At 73.3% G+C, this 20,935-nt stretch carries 13 protein-coding genes; 6 read left to right on the forward strand and 7 right to left on the reverse strand.

The annotated features are described in order from the left end of the window. Window positions 1–42 precede the first annotated feature (42 nt). Window positions 43–741 carry an SDR family NAD(P)-dependent oxidoreductase gene (locus ABZ479_RS39290; RefSeq protein ID WP_500466043.1) on the reverse strand — a complete coding sequence of 233 codons (699 nt, stop codon included), beginning with the start codon at window positions 739–741 and terminating at the stop codon, window positions 43–45. Beyond that, window positions 738–1,748, reverse strand: coding sequence for a helix-turn-helix transcriptional regulator (locus ABZ479_RS39295; RefSeq protein WP_500466044.1), 1,011 nt, complete (start codon window positions 1,746–1,748; stop codon window positions 738–740). Before ABZ479_RS39295 ends, ABZ479_RS39290 begins: the two co-directional genes overlap by 4 nt. A gap of 174 nt (window positions 1,749–1,922) precedes the next feature. Between ABZ479_RS39295 and ABZ479_RS39300 the strand changes: the two genes are divergently transcribed. Continuing rightward, complete coding sequence (locus ABZ479_RS39300) at window positions 1,923–2,360, forward strand: nuclear transport factor 2 family protein (RefSeq protein WP_500466045.1); 438 nt, start codon at window positions 1,923–1,925, stop codon at window positions 2,358–2,360. 20 nt (window positions 2,361–2,380) lie between these two features. Here the strand turns inward: ABZ479_RS39300 and ABZ479_RS39305 are convergent, their stop codons facing one another. The 4 genes from ABZ479_RS39305 to ABZ479_RS39320 all read right to left on the reverse strand — a co-directional run bounded on the left by ABZ479_RS39305 (window position 2,381) and on the right by ABZ479_RS39320 (window position 7,178). Then, window positions 2,381–3,484: a hypothetical protein gene (locus ABZ479_RS39305; RefSeq protein ID WP_500466046.1), complete on the reverse strand. Its 1,104-nt coding sequence runs from the start codon at window positions 3,482–3,484 to the stop codon at window positions 2,381–2,383. Window positions 3,485–3,910: 426 nt separating this feature from the next. After that, window positions 3,911–5,026: a hypothetical protein gene (locus tag ABZ479_RS39310; RefSeq protein ID WP_500466047.1), complete on the reverse strand. Its 1,116-nt coding sequence runs from the start codon at window positions 5,024–5,026 to the stop codon at window positions 3,911–3,913. Window positions 5,027–5,039: 13 nt separating this feature from the next. Beyond that, a complete protein-coding gene (locus tag ABZ479_RS39315; protein WP_500466048.1) occupies window positions 5,040–6,224 on the reverse strand; it encodes a bifunctional class I SAM-dependent methyltransferase/NUDIX hydrolase in 1,185 nt (394 codons plus the stop codon). 48 nt (window positions 6,225–6,272) lie between these two features. Continuing rightward, entirely contained in the window at window positions 6,273–7,178 is a 906-nt protein-coding gene (locus ABZ479_RS39320) for a hypothetical protein (RefSeq protein ID WP_500466049.1), read from the reverse strand. A gap of 331 nt (window positions 7,179–7,509) precedes the next feature. Between ABZ479_RS39320 and ABZ479_RS39325 the strand changes: the two genes are divergently transcribed. From ABZ479_RS39325 to ABZ479_RS39335, 3 genes are all read left to right on the forward strand, one after another. Next, window positions 7,510–9,873: a glycosyl hydrolase family 95 catalytic domain-containing protein gene (locus ABZ479_RS39325; protein WP_500466050.1), complete on the forward strand. Its 2,364-nt coding sequence runs from the start codon at window positions 7,510–7,512 to the stop codon at window positions 9,871–9,873. A 156-nt stretch (window positions 9,874–10,029) separates the two neighbouring features. Next, window positions 10,030–11,085 carry an MBL fold metallo-hydrolase gene (locus tag ABZ479_RS39330; protein WP_500466051.1) on the forward strand — a complete coding sequence of 352 codons (1,056 nt, stop codon included), beginning with the start codon at window positions 10,030–10,032 and terminating at the stop codon, window positions 11,083–11,085. Between the two features lie 183 nt (window positions 11,086–11,268). After that, window positions 11,269–11,724, forward strand: coding sequence for a VOC family protein (locus ABZ479_RS39335; RefSeq protein WP_500466052.1), 456 nt, complete (start codon window positions 11,269–11,271; stop codon window positions 11,722–11,724). Window positions 11,725–11,746: 22 nt separating this feature from the next. Here the strand turns inward: ABZ479_RS39335 and ABZ479_RS39340 are convergent, their stop codons facing one another. Beyond that, window positions 11,747–13,027 (reverse strand): MFS transporter, encoded by a 1,281-nt coding sequence (locus tag ABZ479_RS39340; RefSeq protein ID WP_500466053.1) that lies wholly within the window; start codon window positions 13,025–13,027, stop codon window positions 11,747–11,749. Window positions 13,028–13,445: 418 nt separating this feature from the next. Here ABZ479_RS39340 and ABZ479_RS39345 point away from each other — a divergent pair, with 418 nt between their 5' ends. Next, window positions 13,446–17,237, forward strand: coding sequence for a S8 family serine peptidase (locus ABZ479_RS39345; protein ID WP_500466054.1), 3,792 nt, complete (start codon window positions 13,446–13,448; stop codon window positions 17,235–17,237). Between the two features lie 203 nt (window positions 17,238–17,440). Beyond that, window positions 17,441–20,878, forward strand: a complete 3,438-nt coding sequence (locus ABZ479_RS39350) for a phosphocholine-specific phospholipase C (RefSeq protein ID WP_500466055.1) — start codon at window positions 17,441–17,443, stop codon at window positions 20,876–20,878. The last annotated feature ends 57 nt before the right edge of the window (window positions 20,879–20,935 follow it).

A 20,935-nucleotide genomic window follows, 5' to 3' on the forward strand; every position in this document is an offset into this window, starting at 1 on the left:
CCCGCCGGAGGGGGCCCCGTCGTGCGCGGAGCCCCCGTGGCGTCAGGCGATGCCGCCGTTCAGCGTGAGGTCGATGGCGTTGGCCAGCGGGTTCTCCAGCAGGAAGACGCAGCCGTCGACGACGTCCGCCATGGTGCCGAGCCGCCCGGTGAGCGTCATCTTCCGCGCCGTGTCCTGCAGGTGCTCGTTGTCCACGACGAACGGGCTGTCCACGATGGCCCACGGGTGCAGCGAGTTCACCCGCACCGGGGCCAGTTCGACGCTCAGCGTCCGCACCAGGCCCTGCACGGCGGCGTTGACCGCGGTCAGCGTCGTCGAGCCCGGGTACGGGAAGTCCTTGGCCATGCCGCCGAACAGCAGGACCGAGGCGTCGGGGGACATCCGGGGGCGCAGCGCGGCGACCACCGCCGTGTAACCGACGATCTTCGTCGTGGCCAGGGTCGTCGCCTTCACCACGTCGTAGGCACCGGTGGTGTTCATGTCGCGGACCATGCCGACCAGGGCCAGGCGGTCCACCTGGCGCACCGGTTCGAGCGCGGCGGCGATGCCGGCCGGACGGCTCAGGTCCAGCGCGAGGCCCGTGACCGTACCGCCGGTCTCCTTCGCGAGTTCCGCCGCCACCGTCGTGGCACGCTCCTCGGTGCGTCCGGTGATCAGGACGTCCGCGCCCCGCCGCGCGTACTCCGCGGCCAGTGCCCGCCCCGTGCCCTGCGTGGCTCCGACGACGACTACCGTGCTCATCTCTGCTCCCCTTGGGGTCTGCGAGAGCCGCCTGCTCTCACACCACCCAGACGCTCGCCGGCCCCCGCAGGTTCTGCGCCCGCCGCGACCGGCCCCGTGTTCCCGCCCGGGCCCGCGCCGGGGAGGCCGCCCGCGCCCTCGGCCCGCTGCTCCGGTCCGCCCGTCGCAGGCCGGCCGGCGAGCAGTCTCAGGGCGTCCTCGGCGGCGGTCCCCGGGGGCGCGCTGTAGACGACGACGCTCAGGCCGCTGCCGTCCGGCAGGCCCAGGGTCTCCTGGTCGAGTTCCAGGTCGCCGACGAGCGGGTGGTGGAGGCGCTTCGTGCTCTCGCGGAAGACGTGGACGTCGTGGGACCCCCACAGCACCCGGAAGGAGTCGCTGCGGGTGGAGAGTTCGCCGATCAGGTTCGTCAGGTCGCGGTCATGGGGGTGCCTGCCGGCCTCGACGCGCAGCGCGCCCACGGCGAAGCGGGCCATGCGCTCCCAGTCGGCGTAGAACCGCCTGGCCCCGGGGCTGAGGAAGGCGAACCGGGCGACGTTGGCGCCGCAGGCCGGGTCGGCGTACATCGGCGCGTACAGGGCGCGGCCCAGCGCGTTGGCGGCCAGGGTGTCGAGGCGGTCGTTCATCACGAACGCCGGCATGCCCGGCATCCCCTCGACGATGCGGGCGACGCTCGGCCGCACCGCCGGGCGAGCCTCGCGACGGCGAGCCGCGGAAACCGCCGGCGCCGGGCCGGCGGCGCGGGCGAGGTCGTACAGGTACATCCGCTCCGTGTCGTCGAGCCGCAGCGCCCGGGCGAGGGCGTCCAGCACGCTGTCGGAGACGCCTTTGAGGTTGCCGCGCTCCAGACGCGTGTAGTACTCGACGCTCACCCCGGCGAGCGTGGCGACCTCTCCCCTGCGCAGCCCGGGCACCCGGCGCTGCCCGTACGTCGGCAGACCCGCCTGCTCCGGGGTCATCCTGTCCCGTCGGGAGCGGAGGAAGTCGCCGACTGCGTCCCGGTTGTCCATGGGAACAGCGTAGGCACGCCGGACGGGGCGTGGGGGTCCCGGCCGGTACCCCTCACGGCGGGGACTCCCCCGTCCCGGCCGTCCGTCGTTGCATGGTGTCCGCCCGGATCCCCCGGGAGCCGGACCCGGCAGGGGCCCGGCCGCAGGACGAGCACGAACGAGAGGACACACGAGATGAGCAACGGCAGCGACACGACGGCGCAGGGCCCCGCGGATGTCGTGCGGGGGCTGTACGACGCGTTGGGCAGGGGCGATGTGGCGGGTGTCCTGGCCCGGCTCGCCCCCGATGTGGTCGTCGACGAGCCGGCCCAGCTCCCCTACGGGGGTGTGCACCGGGGGCGCGAGGCGTTCGCCCGGTCCGTCCTCGGCGTGATGGCGGGCCACGCCGTCGTCGCCATCGGCGCCGCCGAGGTGTTCGAGGGCCCGGCGGGCGTCGTGGGGACGCTCACCGGCACGCTCACGGCCCACACCACCGGTGAGGTGTTCCCGCTCACCATGGTCGAGATCCACCAGGTCGAGGACGGCACGGTCCGCGGGATCGACGTGTACACCAAGAACCCCCACGAGCTCGCCGCGTTCTACGCGCGGGCCGCGGCGGGCACCCCCCGCTGACGAACGCCGCCCCGGCAGGGTCAGGGGCGGGTCCACACCCGCAGCGTGGCCCCGTCGTCGGCGGTGGTGCACCAGGTGCCGTCACCGAGTGCGGTGGGTAGGCCGGTCACCGGCACGGGGTACGTGACGTGCCGGGGAGCGCGTGCCCCCGAGGTGTCGGTCAGCCAGTGCCGGCCCTCTCCCCACTCCTCGTCGCTCTCGACGGTGGAGGTGATGACGTCGGTCTCGTCGAGGAAGCCGCCCGCGTAGTCCCAGTAGGGCTCGGCCTCGTCGTTGTCGGGCTCGGTGCCGGGATGCCGCGCGACGGCCGACGCGGCGTCCAGTTCCGCCAATACGGAGCCGTCCGCGGCGTCGAGGACCACGAGGCGGTCCTGGTCGTGGGTGATCGTCAGCAGCCGGCCGCCGGAGGGGCTGACGCCGGTCAGCACCAGGTCCCGGCCGCCGAAGTCGTCCACCGTCAACCGCCGCCCGTCCCAGCGGCCCCAGCGCAGCGGCGCACCGTCCTGTCCCTCGCCGATGCTCAGGCCCATCTGCGCCGGGTCGGGGTGGGGCACGTGCACGCTGCCGGCGGCCGCGGCCCGGGCGTCGGCACGGGCCAGCACCGTCCCGTCGTGGGGGTCGAGCACCAGCCATTCGTCCAGGGTGTCCGCGTCCGGCACCCCCGGGGCGAGCGGTCCCCGCACATGGGCCCAGAGCAGCTTCCCGTCCGCGGAGAAGCCCGCCGAACCGCGCTCGGGGTGACGGTGGTCCCGCTTGCCGGCGTACTCGTCGAACGTCCGGTGCATCTCCAGGCAGGCCCCGTACCAGCAGCCGTGCCGCACCTCCCACCGGACGCCTCCCCCGGGTTCCACGGCCCGCACGGCGTGCGTCCCGGTGAAGACGGCCAGGCTCCCGTCCGGTGCCACCGTCGACGTTCCGAAGCGGCGCGGCCACGGTGCGGGGAAGCGGGCCGTCTCGTCCCCGATCCGGACGGGGTCGTCCTCCAGGGCGTGGACGACGAGTTCGTCCTCGCGGCGCTGCAGGAGCATGCGGCGGCCCGGCACGCCGAGCACCTCCAGGGCGTCGGCACGGTCTGCCGGGTAGGGGACGGCGAGCGTGGCGACAAGGCGGGCCTGCAAGGACATCGGGTCCTCCTGTACGGCGGTGAGGTTCCGCGAACCCTATGTCACACCGCCGACAGGGAGTCCGGGCCGGCGCCCCCGGGGTCAGGGGGCGGTGTAGTCGACGCCCGGCGCGGAGGACCCGCGACCGGGGTGAGGCCCACTGCGCCGCCTACGGCGGGCAGTTCCGGGGCTCCACCACGGCGGGTGGACGTGACCGCCGCTCCGCGGCCGGTTGCGCCGGCTGACGGGACCGGCGTGGCCGCCGAGGTACTGCCGGGGGCCTGCCCTCACGGGTCGTGGGCCCGCTCCTGGACGCGGAAGTCGCCGCCTCGTCCGTGCCCACTGCGGCCCCCGAGTCAAGCGGGCCTGGTCCGCGCGACGCGGTGAACGGGTCCGGCGTGACGCCGCCGGGCCCGTTCTCCGCCTCACCGCGTGGTCGGCCGGTCGTCACCCGCCGCTGCGGCCCCAGCGGGCGGCGCCGTCACCGTTGTCCTGCAGCCTGCCGTTCGCGGCCTTGGCGGCGGCGGTGCCGCGCGCGAGCTGGAAGGCGGCGACCGGGTCGGGCTTGCCGGTCCACGGTTCCGCGCCGCACCAGGGACCGATGAGCCGGAACTGCTCGAGCGCGGCGTCGTAGTCGCCGTTCTCGCCCAGGTAGTGCGCGAGCAGGTGGCGCAGGGGCGGCAGTTCGCCGGCGTCCCCAGGCACCTGACCGAGCGACCGGGTGACCTCCGCCAGGACGCCCTTGACCTTGGCCGTGGTCACGGACGCCATGGCACCGTGGCGTTCGGTGAGTTCCGACAGGGCGTGCAGGTAGATGCCGGCGAGGGGGCTGCCTTCGGGGGCGTTGCGTACGGCACGCTCGGCGAAGTCCATCATCTGCTTGTCGGTGCCGCACCACTTGGCGCACCAGTACTGCAGGGCCTGCCAGTGGCCCGCGTAGTGGTGCGGGGCGCGCTCGACGAGGCCCTCCCACAGCGGCTGGAACTGCATGCCGCGGTACTTCAGGGCGCGTGCGCTGGTGATCATGACGACCCACGGCCCGGGGTCGCGGGGCGCGAGCCCGGCGGCGTGCCGCGCGGCCTCCATGGCGGCGGGCAGCATCTGCTTGAAGCGGCGCATGCGGTCGGACGGGACCTGGTTCGCGTACCCGGCTCCCCGGGTCTCCCAGGCACGGTGCACGAGCAGTTGTGCGTGGAGGGTGGCGGCGTCCCCGTTGTCCGGGTCGTTGCGGCGCCACTCGCCCAGCCAGTCGTCGTCCTCCCCGGCGATCTCCTGCAGCAGTTCCAGCCGGTGCCAGCGCTCGTCCCACTCCTCGCCCGCGCGGTCGACGTAGGCGGCCGCCGTGCGCCAGTCGCCGCCCCACGCGGCGTCCGCGACCGCCTGCATCTCGTCGATCCGGTGCGCGGGCAGGGGCGGCCCGGCCCGCCGGGCGTCGAGCATCGCGACGGGCACCATCCCGTACTCGGTGGGGTCGAACCGGGTGCGGACCCACCGCTCGAGGCGGGCCTTGTGGACGGGGGCGAGGAGGTTCATCACACCGGAGATCATGCGGACGGCGGTCACCTGGGGCAACCCCTTAACCCCCGCCCCCGGCGGGCTCGTCGCCGCGTGCCCGGAGGCGGTGGAGACGGGCGGGCGGATGCTCGATCGGCAGACCGGGGCGCCAGGTGGTCAGGCACTGGGCACTGGGGACGAACAGGCCGTCGGGAAGCCGGTCGAGCGGCCACCACCGCCAGTCGCCCACGCTCTCGCCGGGCTGGTCACCCGGCTCGCCCTCCCACGCGGTGACCACCGCGACGGCCGTCGCCCGAACCGTGCCCTGGACCTCGTCGAGGAGCAGCCCCAGCAACTCGACGTCCTCCTCGCGCACGACGCAGCCGGTCTCCTCCCGCACCTCGCGGACGGCGGTGCCCGCCAGCGACTCGCCCGGCTCCACCGAACCCCCGGGCAGCTCCCACGTACCGAGCCGGTGCCTGCCGAGCAGCAGGCCGCGGGGGCCGTGGAGGATCGCCCCCACGCCGAGGGCGGTGTTCGGCGGCGGCGGGCCGGCCGTGCGGGGACGGCTGGTGACCCGGGTGCGGCGGCGCGCGTGGTAGAGGCGGCAGGAGGTGGGGACGTCCTCCTCCGGCGCGTCCAGGGTGTCGATCCGCTCGACGACCAGGCCGTGCTCCTCCAGCAGGTCGCGCCACAACTCCGGGGCCAGGACCCACATCCGGACGGTCAGTCGTCCGCCGCCCGCCAGCGGCAGGATCTGCGGGCGCGCCGTGACGGTGTCCGAGGGGCCCCGGCCGTCGGAGTCGGTGTGCAGGACCGAGAACACGAGCCGGCCGCCCGGGACCAGCGCGTCCGCGACGGCGGGCAGCAGCCGGCGCGGGTCGATGTAGGCGAAGCCGTGGACGGAGTAGAGGACTTCGTAGGGATCGGCCCGGCGCAGGTGGTCGACGGCGTCCGCCAGGACCAGGCGCAGCCCCGGCACGCCGGCGTGGCGTGCGGTGGCGCGCTCGTGCTGGGTGGGCGAGGCCTCGACGGCGTCGACGAGAGCACCGTGCGCGAGGGCGAGATGGGCGGCGTGCCGGCCCAGGCCCGAGCCGAGGTCGGCGACGCGCCGCCCCCGTACGTCGCCCAGGACACCGGCACTGTGGGCGTCCGCGCCGTGGGCGTCCGGCCAGAACCCCCAGGAGATGCCCTGCACGTCGGGGACCTCGGTGGCCCTCGCCAGGTGGTGGGTTCCGTAGTCGGTCCAGGCACGCGCGTTCGTCACTTCGGGATGGTCCACGGTGGAGTCCTTCCCCCTGGCGGGGGACGTCGATCAGGGAACGGTGCCCTCCGGATCCGCCGCGGGGGCGAGGGCCCGTTCCAGCAGGTCGTGCAGGGACGGAAGCCGTTCGATCCAGTCCGGTGCCCGCGACACCCGGGCGAACTCCGCCGATGCCTGCCGGGCCCCCAGTGCGTCGAGCCAGCGGCTCTGCGCGGCGAGGATCCGGCGGGCCTCGGTGGCCGCCGGGTCCGGGTCCGAGGGGACCGCCGGGCGGATCAGGGGCACGAGTTCCTCCACGGCCTCCCACATCATCGGCAGCACCTCCGGCGCCGTCGCGGCGTCGGGCGGCTCGACGCCCTCGACCAGTCCCGTCACCGTCCGGACGAACCGCGTGCGGTGATCCGACCAGAGCTTCCCGCGCCAGGCGCGGTAGACGGCGAGGCCCGCGCGCCGCGCCTGGTTCGCCTCCTCCAGGTCGCCGATGAGCGCCATGGCCGCGCCGTAGCGGCTGAACCCCTCCGCGACGGCCACGGGTCCGACGTCGCCGTCGTACCGGAACCTCCGGTAGGCCTCGATCGCCGTCCCCTTCGCCCGTGCGACCTCCACGTGGCCCAGTTCCGCGTGCAGTTCGCACTGGAGCAGGCGCATGAGCGGGACCTCCAGCGGCCCCGGGTCCTCGCGCCGTGCGCAGAGGACGATCGCGGCCTGCGCGTCGTCGATCGCGTGGGCCAGGTTGCCGAGTTGCTCGTGGGTACAGGCCCGCCAGCGGTACCGGTCGACGGCCGCCGCGAGGGCACGCTGGTCGTCGGGCATGCGCCGGAGGATCTGCCGCGTGAGCAGGACGCTCCGGTCCGCCGCCACCAACGCGTCGTGGTAGTGGCCGTCGAGGTAAGCCCTCCCCGCGAGCTCACCTACCCAGTTGGCCTCCTCGATCGTCCGCATCAGGCGCCTGTCCATGCGGGCCATTCGACACCGCGCCGCACGCCACCGTCGATGGGTGTGCGTCCGGACCGGCGTGGTCGGGCCGTTCCAGCGGGGAGCGCATCTTTCCGGCTGCCTCGCAGCCTCTGACGTCCAACGCCCTGAGACATCCGACCTACTTGAGCCACATGACCCCGAACTCCCCGCCACCGATGCCGAAATCGCGAACCAAAAGGGCATAAGTGCAACAGGGGCAAGGACAAAGGTCGGGTTAATCTGGTCGCAGCCGTTGACGCGGACGAAACAAGTTGATTATTTATGAATACTTTTTGTGGGCTCCTGCAACCCCCGGAAGGGAACCCTTGCCGTGTCCGCTTCTTCCCGCCGTGACTTCCTCCGCATCGCCGGCGCCACCAGCGGAGGTCTCGCCCTCTGGGGCGGTCTCCCGGCGTTCGCCGCGCACGCCGCTCCCGCCCGCCCGTCCAGCGTGGACTTCGTCCCGGAGGGCAAGGCCACGTCGCTCTGGTACCGCACGCCGGCCGACGAGGCGCACATCATCCAGGAGGCCCTGCCCGTCGGCAACGGCCGGCTGGGTGCGCTCGTCGGCTGCGATCCGGCGGACGACTTCCTCTACCTGACCGACGGCGCGTTCTGGACCGGCGGCCGCAACGACACCCTCACCGACGACGGCCAGCTCAACTACGGCCCCGACGACTTCGGCAGCTTCGGCCTGCTGGCCAAACTGCGCATCGCGCTGCCCGGCCACACCGCCGGGAAGGTGAGCGCGTACCGCCGCCAGTTGGACCTGAGCAACGGTGTGGTCTCCGCGACCTACCGGCACGAGGGCCACACCTACAGCCGCGAGGTGTACGCCAGCCACCCGGACGACGTGGTCGTCGTCCGGCTCACCGGCGGCCCACACACCGGCACCGTCTCGCTGGCCGGTACCCACGGCGAGACCACCACGGGCGGGGGCGGGCAGCTCTCCTTCGCCGGGAAGCTCAAGAACGGCCTGCGCTACGCCGCCGCGGTGACCGCGGTCGGCAGCACCGGCCGGGTGAGCGTGGAGGGCGACAAGCTGTCCTTCGCCGGTTGCCGTGAACTGCTGATCGTGGTCTGCGGCGGCACCGACTACTCCCCCGACGCGGCCAAGGACTTCCGCGAGCCGGGCACCGATCCCCTCGCGGTGGCCCGCACCAAGATCGCCGCCGCGGCGAAGGTGCCGGGGAGCGAGCTGCTGAAGACGCACGTCTCCGACTACCACCGGCTCTACAACAGGTTCACCATCGACCTGGGCGAGTCCTCCGCGCTGCAGCGGTCGCTGGACTCCTGGTCGCGCATAGCCGTGCGCTACACCGACGACTCCACGCCGGACCCGGAACTGGAGGCGGCCTACGTCCAGTACGGGCGCTACCTGACGATCACCGGCTCCCGCGACTGGCTGCCGATGAACCTGCAGGGCATCTGGGTGCACAACAACAACCCGGACTGGTACGCCGACTACCACACCGACATCAACGTCCAGATGAACTACTGGCTCGCCGACCCGGCGGGCCTCGGCGAGAACTCCCTGGCCCTCGCCCGCTACTGCGTGTCCCAGCTGCCCGTGTGGACCGACGTCACCAAGCGGCTGTTCAACAGCGACCGCAACCGGTTCCGCAACAGCTCGGGGAAGATCGCCGGGTGGGCGGTCGCGTTCTCCACCAACATCCACGGCGGCAGCGGCTGGGCCTGGCACCCCTCCGGCAACGCGTGGCTGTGCAACTCGCTGTGGCGGCACTACGAGTACAGCCAGGACCGGGACTACCTGGAGCTGATCTACCCGGTCCTCAAGGGCGCTGCGGAGTTCTGGCAGGCGCGGCTGATCACGACAACCGTCAAGGACGAGGACGGGACGTCGCGCGAGGTCCTGATCGACGACACCTCCTGGTCGCCCGAGCACGGCCCGGACGGGAAGGGCAACACCTACGGCCAGGAACTGGCGTGGGAGCTCTTCGAGGAGTTCAAAACCGCCTCCCGCGTGCTGCACCGGGACACCGGGATGGCCGCCGAGCTGGACGCCATGCAGGCCAGGCTCTACCTGCCCCGGGTGAGCCCGAAGACCGGCTGGCTCGAGGAGTGGATGACCCCCGACAACCTCGGCGAGGTGACGCACCGTCACCTGTCCCCGCTCATCGGCTTCTACCCGGGCGACCGGATCGCCGCCGACACCAGCTCGCCGGCGCTGCTCGAGGGCGTCCGCGCGCTGCTCACCGCGCGCGGCATGGACAGTTACGGGTGGGCGTGCGCGTGGCGCTCGCTGTGCTGGTCCCGGCTCAAGGACGCCGAGAAGGCGTACCAGCTCTACCTGACGGTGCTGCGGCCGTCCATCACCAACAGCAACGGGACCTCGGCCAACTGGTTCGACATGTACAGCCAGGGCAGCTACACGATCTTCCAGATCGACGCGAACCTGGGCGGGGCCGCCGCCGCGCTGGAGATGATCCTCTACTCGCGGCCCGGCGTCATCGAGCTCCTGCCCGCGCTCCCCGAGGCCTGGGCGCCCAGGGGTTCCGTGACAGGCGTCGGCGCCCGCGGCGGCTTCGAGGTCGACCTCTCCTGGCGCGACGGCAAGGTGACCGAGGCGACCGTGCGCAGCACCGGCGGCACCACGACCGAACTGCGCGCGGGCGGCTTCCGCAAGCAGCTCACCCTCAAGCCGGGCAAGTCCGTGACGGTACGGATCCCCTAGCCACGTCTCGTAGGGGGCCGCGCTCCGGGAGCCCGGGGCGCGGACCCCTCGCGGGTGCGTTTGCGAGGGCGGGAGGAGCGGAGGAGCATCGGTCTGGAGCCGTCTTGACCGGCGCCGTCGGCCCACCCCCACGGCGCGAACGGACCAGGGACCGCCATGTGCGACACCTTCCACGCAACCGCCGAGGACGCGGCGCTCTCCGCCCCGCGGCAGGCACCCGGCCGCGCCGTGGACCCGATCGCCCTCGAGCCCGTCGACGAGGTCCGGGTCACGATCCTGGTGGACAACACCTTCGACGCCCTGCTCGTCGGCGACGAACACACCACCAGGGCGGGAATGGGGCCCGCCGCCACCCCGGCCGGCCAGTTCGAGACGGGCCACACGGCCGTGGGCCTGGTCGCCGAGCACGGCTTCTCCGCCCTGGTCAGCGTCCGCCGCGGCGAGCGCGAGACCGTGCTGCTCTTCGACGCCGGCCTGTCGCCGTCGGGCCTGGTCACCAACGCCGACCGGCTCGCGGTCGACCTGGGGAGCCTGCGGGGCGTCGTCCTCAGCCACGGGCACTTCGACCACGCGGGCGGTCTCGGCGCCCTCGCCGGCCGGCTCGGCTCCCGCAGGATGCCGATGGTCGTTCACCCGCACGCCTGGACCCGCCGCCGCCTCCACACCCCGCAGAGCACCTTCGACATGCCCACCCTGAGCAAGAAGGCCCTCGCAGCGGAGGGGTTCGAGGTCGTCGAACGCAGCCTGCCCTCCCTCCTCGTCGACGACAGCGTGCTCCTGACCGGAGAGGTCGACCGCACCACCGACTTCGAGCACGGCATGCCGGCCGCGCACCAGGCGTGGCGCGGTGACCACTGGGAGCACGATCCGCAGGTCATCGACGACCAGGCGCTGGTGGTGCACCTCAGGGGCCGCGGCCTGGTCGTGCTGACCGGCTGCGGTCACGCCGGAGTCGTCAACATCGTCCGTCACGCGCGGCGGCTCACCGGCGTGCCCTCCGTCCACGCCGTGCTGGGCGGCTTCCATCTGACCGGGCCCGCCTTCGAGCCCGTCATCCCTCCCACCGTCCGGGCGCTCACGGACCTCGGCCCGCACCTGATCGCCCCCGGGCACTGCACGGGCTGGCGCGCCCAGCACGCCCTCGCCGCGGCCATGCCCGACGCATGGGCCGCGAGCAGCAGCGGCACCACGCACCGCCTCACCGCGGCCTGACCCCCACCGGGCGCCAGGGCACCGGGAGGGCCGTGTGTCACACACCCCCGGCCGCGCCGGTCGAACCTTGCGCAACGGTACGCGTCCCGGGCCGGCCACGCGCCTGTGCGCCGCCCGCGCGGTCCGGCCCCGTGCCGGACGCGGCCCGGGAACGCGCCTCACGTCGACGAAGGGTGACCAACGATGACGGCATCGCCCGCCGATCTCCCCGTGCCCGAGCACGGCCTGCTCCTCACGCACTTCCTGACCGTCCGGGACGTCGCGGTCTCCCGGCGCTTCTACGCGGACGTCTTCGGCGGCGAGGTGGTGATGGAGGAGAACCCGGCGATCGTCAAGGTCGCCAACAGCTGGCTCATCATGAACCCCGGTGGCGGCCCCACCCCCGACAAGCCGGACGTGACCCTGGAGGTGCCGCAGAGCACCGAGCGGGTGTCCGGCTTCCTGAACGTGCGGGTCGCCGACCTCGCGGCCTTCCACGCGCACGCCGTCGCCAAGGGCGCCCGCTTCCTGACCGAGCCCCTGGACCGCGGGTCCGAGCTGCGCTGCTACCTGCGCGACCCCGACGGCTACCTGATCGAGGTGGGTCAGTCCACGGGCCTGCTGCGCGGCGTCCTCGCCGAGCCGCCCGCGGGCTCCTGACCCGGTACGTCCCCCGCGCGCCTCACGGCACGGCCGTCTCCGGGGCGGCGCGGGGGACGGAGCCGTCCGGGGCGTCCGGGGACGCCGGCAGGCGGCGTACGGCCGGGACGCACAGCAGGGCGAGGGCGGCGGGCACCCCGATGACCGTCATCGCGTACAGCGTGGGCCGTACGCCGACCGCTTCGGAGACCGGGCCGGCGAGGGCGAGGCCCAGCGGCATGAGTCCGCTCGACAGCAGGTAGTCGTAGGAACTCACGCGGGACAGGGCCGCCTCCGGCACGTGGGTCTGCAGCGCGGTCTCCCACAGGACGAAGAAGAGTGAGACGGCGACTCCGGTGACCGCTTCGAGGGCCGCGATCAGGGCGATCGACCCGCCGCTGCCGATGACGACCGCCTGGCAGGAGGCCACGGCGAGCGCCGCGGCGCCCAGCGCCAGCGGACGCGCGATCCGCAGGCGGTAGGCGCACACGTCCCCGGCGACGGCGCCGATGCCGAAGGCCGCGACCACCACCGACCAGCTCGCCGCGCCGCCCCACTCGTCCTCGGCGAGGACCGGGCCGAGCACGAACACCGACGGCAGCACGACGACGTGGTAGACCGCGATGGCCGCCATGCCGGACCACACCCAGCTACGGCTGCGCACCTGCGCCCAGCCGGCGCGCAGTTCCCCGAGAAACGTCGTCGCGGTGGCGGTCCGGCTCGTGCCGGGTTCCGTCCCGCGGGGTCTGAGGCGGGCCAGGAACGCGGCACTGACCGCGAAGGTGAGGGCGTCCAGGGCCAGTGCGCCGCCGGGTCCCGCCAAGGCGATCAGACCACCGGCCAGGGCGGGACCGAGCACGAGTGCGGACGACTGCACGAACCCCCGCAGGGCGTTCGCCTCGCGCAGCCGGTCGGGCGCGACGACCAGCGGCAGCAGCCCCGTCGAGGCGGGCATGAAGAACGCGTCCGCCGTGCCGAACACGGCCATCAGCAGGACGAAGGCGGGGACCCCGGCGACGCCGGTCAGCAACGCCACGGCGAGGAGCCCCTGGGAGGCGAACCGCACCAGGTCGGACAGGAGCATGATGCGGTGCCGCCGGAAGCGGTCCGCCCACACACCGCCCACCAGGGTGAAGAGCAGCGTGGGCAGCAGCCCGGCGGCGGCCACCAGGCCGACGTCGGACGCGGACCCGCCCGCCGAGAGCACGGCGAAGGGCACCGCCACGAACGACACCCGGTCCCCCAGCACCGACAAGGACTGCCCGATGAACAGGCGGGCGAACTGCGGCTCGTCACGCAGCACGCCGGGAATCACGGATTTCACGGCTGACCGATCAGGGGCAGGGGACACAACGGGCAGCGCCCGATCGTAAGGAATACCGGCTCGCCGGTCACCTGGATTTCCCGGGGGCGGCGGGGCGTGGCCCGCGAACCCCCGGGCGGCGTGTGGCGCCCTTGTGACATGGCCCAGTTGTGCCAGGCGGGATCGCTGACAGGGCCCGCCGGCACACCGGATGATTCCGAACGGCTTCTGAACCGCAGTTGTACGAGGGTCCTCGGGCGCACCTGTGCGGGCTTCGCCCGCGCCGGGTCCCGGCCTCACGTTCCCGGACCGCCGACGGCGGCGGGGTGCCACGACGACGGTCCATGCCACCCGCTCACGAACGCTCTGCCCGCGTGCCGGGATGACAGAAGGGGTGCAGACACCGATGAGACGGATCCGCCTTTGGGCGGCGATAGCGATGTCAGCGACAGTGGCGACGGGTGCTGTCGCGCCCGCCTCCGCCGAGGCCCCCTCGGGGTCCGCCGCACGGACGCCCGCGCCGCAGGACCGTACGACCACCGTGCGGTTGATCACCGGCGACCGGGTCACCGTCAGCGACGCGGCGAACGGCAGGAAGACGGCCTCGGTGCAGCGCGCCCCGGGTCGCGAGAAGGTGTTCTTCCAGATCGCCGAGCAGGAGGGCGCCCTGACGGTGCTGCCCTCGGACGCGGCGGTGCTGGTCCGCACCGGGCGGCTGGACGCGGACCTGTTCGACGTGACGGCCCTGGTCGCCCAGGGATACGACGAGGCGCACACCGACGCCCTGCCCATGATCGTGTCCACGCCGGGGAGTTCCGAGCGTGCGGCGGCCAAGAAGGCCGACGCGCTCGCGAAGTTCCACGAGGACTCCGCCGAGCCGCGGCACCTGGCGAGCATCGACGCCCAGGCGCTGCGCGTGGGCGCCGGGGATCTGGCCGCGTTCTGGAGGCAACTCGCGCCCCAGGCGGGTGCGCCCGTGGCGAGCGCCGCCGCGGCGACCCCGAAGGTCTGGCTGGACCACAAGGTGCGCCCCACCCTGGACCGCAGCACCGCGCAGATCAACGCGCCCGCCGCGTGGGCGGCCGGTTTCCACGGTGAGGGCGTCAAGGTCGCGGTCCTGGACACCGGCGCCGACCAGACGCATCCGGACCTGGCGGGCCGGGTGAGCGAGGCGAAGGACTTCTCCGACAGCGGCTCGACCCAGGACCACTTCGGCCACGGCACGCATGTCGCCGCCACCGCCGGCGGCAGCGGAGCGGCATCGGGCGGCCTGCGCAAGGGGGTCGCGCCGAGCGCCGACCTGCTGATCGGCAAGGTGCTCGGGGACAACGGTTCCGGCAGCGAGTCCCAGGTCATCGCGGGCATGGAGTGGGCCGCGGCCGAGGGCGCCAGGGTCGTCAACATGAGCCTGGGCGCCGACATGCAGACCGACGGCACCGACCCGATGAGCCAGGCGGTCAACGAGATCTCCCGCAGCAGCGGCGCGCTGTTCGTCGTCGCGGCCGGCAACACCGGCGAGCTGGGCGAGATGACGGTGGGGTCGCCGGGCGCGGCCGACGCCGCCCTCACCGTGGGCGCCGTCGACCGGGACGACTCCCTGGCCTCCTTCTCCAGCCGCGGCCCGCGTTTCGGCGACAAGGCCGCCAAGCCGGACATCACCGCTCCGGGTGTCGGGATCGTCGCCGCGCGCGCCGCGGGCACGACCATGGGGACCCCGGTCGACGACAACTACGTCTCGGCGAGCGGTACGTCCATGGCGACCCCGCACGTGGCCGGCGCGGCCGCGCTGCTGGCCGAGCAGCACCCCGACTGGACGGGCGAGCAGCTCAAGGACGCGCTGGTCAGCACGTCCCACACGGTGTCAGGGCAGGTGCCGACCGAGCAGGGCGGCGGCCGTGTCGACGTCAAGGCGGCGTTCACCGCCCCCGTGACGGCCACCGGGACGATCGTCCTGGGCCCGTTCGACAGGGAGGGATCCCCGGTCCAGCGGGCCGGCGTGGTCCGCTACACCAACCACTCCGGCAAGGAAGTGTCGCTGAGCCTGAGCGCGGCGCTGACGGCCAAGGGCGGCAAGGCGCTCCCCGCGCAGGCACTGACGCTGGGCGCCGGCACGGTCCGTGTCGCCCCGGGCGCGACCGTCGAGGTGCCGGTCGCCGTCGACCCGGCGAAGGCGGGCCGGGGCTCCTACTACGGCTACGTCACCGCGACGTCCGCGGACGGGACGTCGGTCCACACCACCCTGAGCCTGTGGGTGCGCGCGCCGATGCACAAGCTCACCACCAAGTCCTTCGGGCCCGACGGGCAGCCCTTGGTGTGGTCCCTGCTGAACGTCTACGGCGGGGACGCCGAGGTCCGGTTCACCGACCTGGGCGTCGCCGAGGTCGAGGAGGGCACCTACCTCGTCGGCGGCACGCTGGCCGAGGACACGAGCGACGGCGTCCGCGTGATCCAGGTCGTCGAGCCCGAGGTGAAGGTCACCAAGGACACGACCGTCACCCTGGACGCGCGCAAGGCCAAGCTGGTGCGGGTGCAGACGCCCAAGCCGGCCGAGCGGCGCAACAACGTGACGTACCAGATGTACCGGAAGATCGACGGGGTGCCGCTGACGCTGGGCATCTACTACGAGGACGGCGGCGGGTTCGTGGACCTGTACGCGAATCCCACGTCGAAGGTCACCGAGGGCGACTTCGAGTTCAACGCCCGCTTCGAGATGACCGCTCCCGAGCTCAGGACCGAGGTCCGCGGCGCCGACTTCGACCTGCGGCCGTTCTACGCCAAGCACTCCACGCCGTTCGACCCCCGGGGCGAGCAGCTGGTCGCCGTGGACGCGGGGACGAGGGACAAGCCCGACCTGCGGCCCGCCACCGTGCGCGGCAAGCTCGCCGTGATCCGTGACGAGTACGCGCTGGACGGGTACGACCTGGCGGAGACGGCCGCGAAGGCCGGCGCCAAGGGCGTCGTGATCGTCCTGCCCGAGGGCCTCATCGCCTGGACCCGCTGGAAGCCGATGGACACCCGCTCGGCGCTGCCCGTCGTCCGGATGACCGCGGGCGACGGCGCGAAGCTGCTGCAGTACATGAAGAAGCGCAAGACCGTCGTCGACATCTCCGGGACGGTCGCGAGCCCGTACCTGTACGACGTCGCGACGCAGTGGCGGCAGATCCCGCAGGACGTCACGTACACCGTCTCGGACCGCAACACCGCGCAGGTGAAGGCGTCCTACGCGAACAACGGCGACCTGCACTGGACCAGCGAGCAGCGCTTCAGCTGGCGCCCGTACACCGACGTCGCGTGGGAGACCTCGCGCTGGGTGCCGACGGGAACGCCCCGTACCGAGTACGTCACCTCCGGCGACACTCAGTGGATGCACGACGTCGACTTCATGACCGGCCCGGAACAGTTCTACGCCGGGGCGCTGCAGTCGGGCCTGCGCGACACCCCGCGCACCTTCAAGGCGGGCGAGAAGGCCACCGAGGAGTGGTACAGGGCCGTGGTGCGGCCGTCCATCCCCCGTGGCTGGGACCGGCCCGCCGTCCGCGACGGCGACGTCCTCAGCCTGGCGATCCCGGAGTACACCGACGCGGTCGCCGGCCACTGGGGCCGCAAGCAGGTCGCCGCCTTCGGAGGAGGCGTCGGCGCAAGGAGCGGGGCGCCCGGGACGATGGACGATCCGTCCTACATCGACGGCGACACCGTGACGGCGGTCCTCTACCGCGACGGCAGGAAGGTGACCGAGGCCGCGGACGCCTGGCGGGACTTCTCCGTCCCTGCCGGATCGGCCGAGTACCGTCTGGACCTGACGACCGAACGCGACACCGAGTTCTGGCAGACCGGCACCAGGACCTCCACGTCCTGGACCTTCCGCTCCGGCACCGCGGCGAAGGAAACGCTGCTGCCGCTCCTTCAGGTCGACTACGGCGTCCCCGCCGACCTGGGGAACACCGTCGGCGGCGGCAAGCGGCACGACCTCGACCTGACGGTCCGGAACCAGGACGGCCTCGCCGACCCCACCGGGGTCAAGCTCAAGGTCGAGGCCTCCTTCGACGACGGCAAGACCTGGAAGGGCCAGGTCCGCGTCAAGGACCGCGGCCACAACCGGTTCACCGCCACCGTCGAGCGGCCGGGCGACCACCGGCAGGGCGCGTACGTGACCCTGCGCGTCACCGCGACCGACAAGGCGGGCAACTCCGTCCGGCAGACGGTCGAGCGCGCCTACCGGCTCGGCTCGTAGTGGCGTCGGCCATCTGACGGCACAGCGGGTGCCGGGGGTCCTGCCCCCGGCACCCGCTCCGTCACCGCCCAACCAACCTCGTGGCCCGTACAGTTAGGCGGAACGGACCGACAGGGGAACGTCCGGTGCCGCCGGGTGAACGGTCGAGGAAGATCGGTCACCCAGGGTTACGTCACGGGGCGGGGCCGACCTAGCCTCCGGGCATGTCTGACGTCTCCCGCCGAAAGGTCCTCGGCGCCCTCGCCGGAGGAACCGCCCTCTCCTTCCTGCCCCCTTCGCTGCACCAGGCGATGGCCGCTCCCCTGCCGCGCGGCGGCATGCGCGCCATCGAGCACGTCATCGTCCTGATGCAGGAGAACCGTTCCTTCGACAACTACTTCGGAACCCTCAGGGGCGTCCGCGGATTCGGTGACCGCACCCCGCTGCGACTGCCCACCGGAGGAACCGTCTTCGAGCAGCCGAAGGCCGGCGGAGGCCGGGTCCTGCCGTTCTCGGCCCGCCGGGCGGCGGTCGACGCGGGCCGTCCGGAGAGCGACATCCAGTACCTGGGGTCGCTCGCGCACGGGTTCTCCGACGCCACCCAGGCCCGGGGGAACGGCTGGTGGAACGACTGGATCGCCGCCAAGAGCCAGAGCACCATGGCCTTCTACGACCGGCACGACATCCCGCTGCAGTACGAACTGGCCGACCGCTTCACCCTCTGCGACGCCTACTTCTGCTCCGTCTACGGCTCGACCAACCCCAACCGCAACTACCTGTGGACCGGCACGACCGGTTACGAGCCGGACGGCGTCAACCGGGCCGTCACCAACGCCGCGTACGACTACGACCACGCCGGCTACGACTGGACGACCTACCCCGAGCGCCTGGAGGCCGCGGGCGTCTCCTGGCAGATCTACCAGGAGTGGGACAACTTCACCGACAACGCGGTGGAGTACTTCCGCCCCTGGAAGGAGATCGGCCGCAAGATCCTGGCCGGGGTCAGCGGTGGGTACGCCACCACCGAGCAGTTCTACGACAGCCTCTGGGACCGGACGGCCGATCAGCGCAAGGCCGCGCTCGCGGAGTTCCAGCGCGGCGTCGACGCGCTGACCGGGGCCGAGCGGCGGCTGTTCCTGCGCGGCGCCTACCGTTCGGAGCCCGACACCCTGATCCAGCGGCTCACCGCGGACATCAAGAAGGGGACGCTGCCCCAGGTCAGCTGGATCGTGCCGACGGCCGCCCTGTCCGAGCACCCCGGCAGCTCCACCCCGGTCGGCAGCGCCAACCTCGTCTACGACCTCCTCGACGCCATCGCCCGCGACCCGAAGACCTGGTCGAAGACGGCGCTGTTCATCAACTTCGACGAGAACGACGGCTACTTCGACCACGTCCCCGCACCAGTCGCGCCGAAGCCGGCCTCCGGCAACGGCGACGACTGGTTCAAGGGCAGCCCGGTCGGCCCCGGCCCGCGCGTGCCCATGACGGTCGTGTCACCGTGGACGGTGGGCGGTTTCGTCAGCTCGGAGGCCTTCGACCACACCTCGGTCATCCGGTTCCTGGAGAAGTGGACCGGCGTCCACGAGCCCAACATCAGCGCCTGGCGCCGCAGCGTCTTCGGCGACCTGACCTCCGCCTTCGACTTCGACCGCACGCACCGGCAGCCCGACGTGGACCGGCCCGCCGGGGTCCCGGCCCCGGTCGGCCGGTGGAACCCCGTACCGCCCGCGGAGCAGGCGCTCCCGGAGCAGGAGTCCGGCACCCGCCGCACCCGCCGCTCCCCGTACCGGCTGTCCCTGCGTACGGAGACCGGCCGCTCCGCCGTGCAGCTGCGGCTCGGCAACGAGGGCGGCACCGGCGCCGCCTTCACCGCCTACCCCGGCGACGGCACCGCCCCGCGGACGTGGACGGTACCCGCGGGCAGCACCGCCACCGAGACCGTGGAGTACGGCGCCGACGGCTACGACCTCCAGGTCCACGGCCCCGGGTGGTCGGTGTGGGAGCTGCGCGGCAGCGGGGCCGGCGGCGAGGCCCACCTCGTCGAGCACCGCGCCGCCGGCCAGGTGGCGGTGGTATGCTCCAACCCCTCCGCCACCACGCGCACGTTCCTCGTCGGCGAGTCGGTGTACTCCCGGGCGCACGGCGACCGCGTGGAGACCGTCACCCTGAAGCCCGGCCGGTCCCACACGGTGCACCTGCCGCTCGCGGACCACGGCTGGTACGACGTGGTGGTCGTCGACCGGGACGACCCGTCCTTCCTGCGCCGTATGACCGGCCGTCTGGCCGACGGGGAGCCCGGCGTCACCGACCCGGAGACCGGCACGGCCCCCGCGCTGGCGGCGGCGATCGGGCTCCCGGCGGCGCTACCGTCCCTGGACACGCCGTTCGCGCAGGGCAACCCCACCGACGTCGTGGTCACCGTGCGGAACCAGGGCCGCCGGCGGCTCGACGCCCTCTCCGTCGCCCTGCTCGCCCCCACCGGCTGGACGGTCCACCGCGAGGGCGCGGCACCGGCCACGCTCCGGGCCGGCGACTCCGCCGACGTGCGCTTCGCCGTCATCCCCTCCCGCGACGCGACCGCCGGGCAGCTGGCCGTCGCCGCACACGCCGACGGCGACGGGCTGCTCAAGATCGCCGACGCGCGCGTCCGCACGAAGGTCGCCCCGGCCATGAGCGTCGCACTGACCGGTCCGGCGAGCTCCCCCGGGACGGACGGCACGGTGCTCTCGCCGGGCAGGCCCGTCACCGTGACCGCCACCGTCACCAACGCCGGCACCACACCGCTGACCGGCCTCGCGGCCACGCTCACCCTCCCCGACGGCTGGACGGCCACCGCGCAGGGCGGCACGCCGGTGTCGGTTCCGGCCCGCTCGTCGGCCGCCCTGGCCTGGGACGTCGTCGCGCCCGCCGCCGCGGCGCGTGTCTCCGGCAGCCTCAAGGCGACCGTGACGGCGAAGCTGAACGGCGACGCCACCGAGGCGTCGGCCTCCCTGTCCGCGAAGACCGGGCCCCTCATGACCGGCCACCTGCTCGCCGAGGACTTCGAGTCCGTCGCCCCCGCACTCGCCGCGGCGGCCGACCTCAGCCGGCCCGGCCTGCTCGGCTGGACCCGGACCGCCCCGGAGGGCTGGACGGTCGCCAACGCCGCGGCCATGCCGCAGGGCACGCGGGAACTGCAGGGCTGGACCTTCCTGTCCAAGCAGTTCTGGTTCCCCGCCGGACAGGACCGGCCGAACTTCAGCCGGGCCCTCGGCGTGGTGGCCGTGGCCGACCCCGACGACTGGGACGACACCGGCAGCCCGTCCGGCCGGGGCCGGTTCGACTCGACCCTCACCAGCCCGGCGGTGCCGATCCCGACGGGGACCCCCACCCTCCACCTGGGCTTCGACTCCCACTACCGTCAGGAGAGCCCGCAGGAGGCCGAGGTCACCGTCACGTTCGACACCGGCGAGCCGGTCCGGCTGCTCCGCTACAGCAGCGCGACGTCCGGGAACACCAACCTGGGCCAGGACCAGGAGAACCGGCTCGTCCTGCTGTCCTGCCCCGTCCCCGCGGGCGCGACGACGGCGAAGGTCGCCTTCCGCATCTTCAACGCGGGCAACAACTGGTTCTGGGCGATCGACAACGTCCGTCTGGGCACCCGCCCGATCGCCGACGCCTGACCGGCCGCGCGCCGACCGGCTCCTCGGCGGGGCGGCGGGGCGGCGGGGCGGCGGGGC

Source organism: Streptomyces sp. NPDC005722, assembly GCF_040630935.1.
In the GTDB taxonomy this organism is placed as follows: Bacteria; Actinomycetota; Actinomycetes; order Streptomycetales; family Streptomycetaceae; genus Actinacidiphila.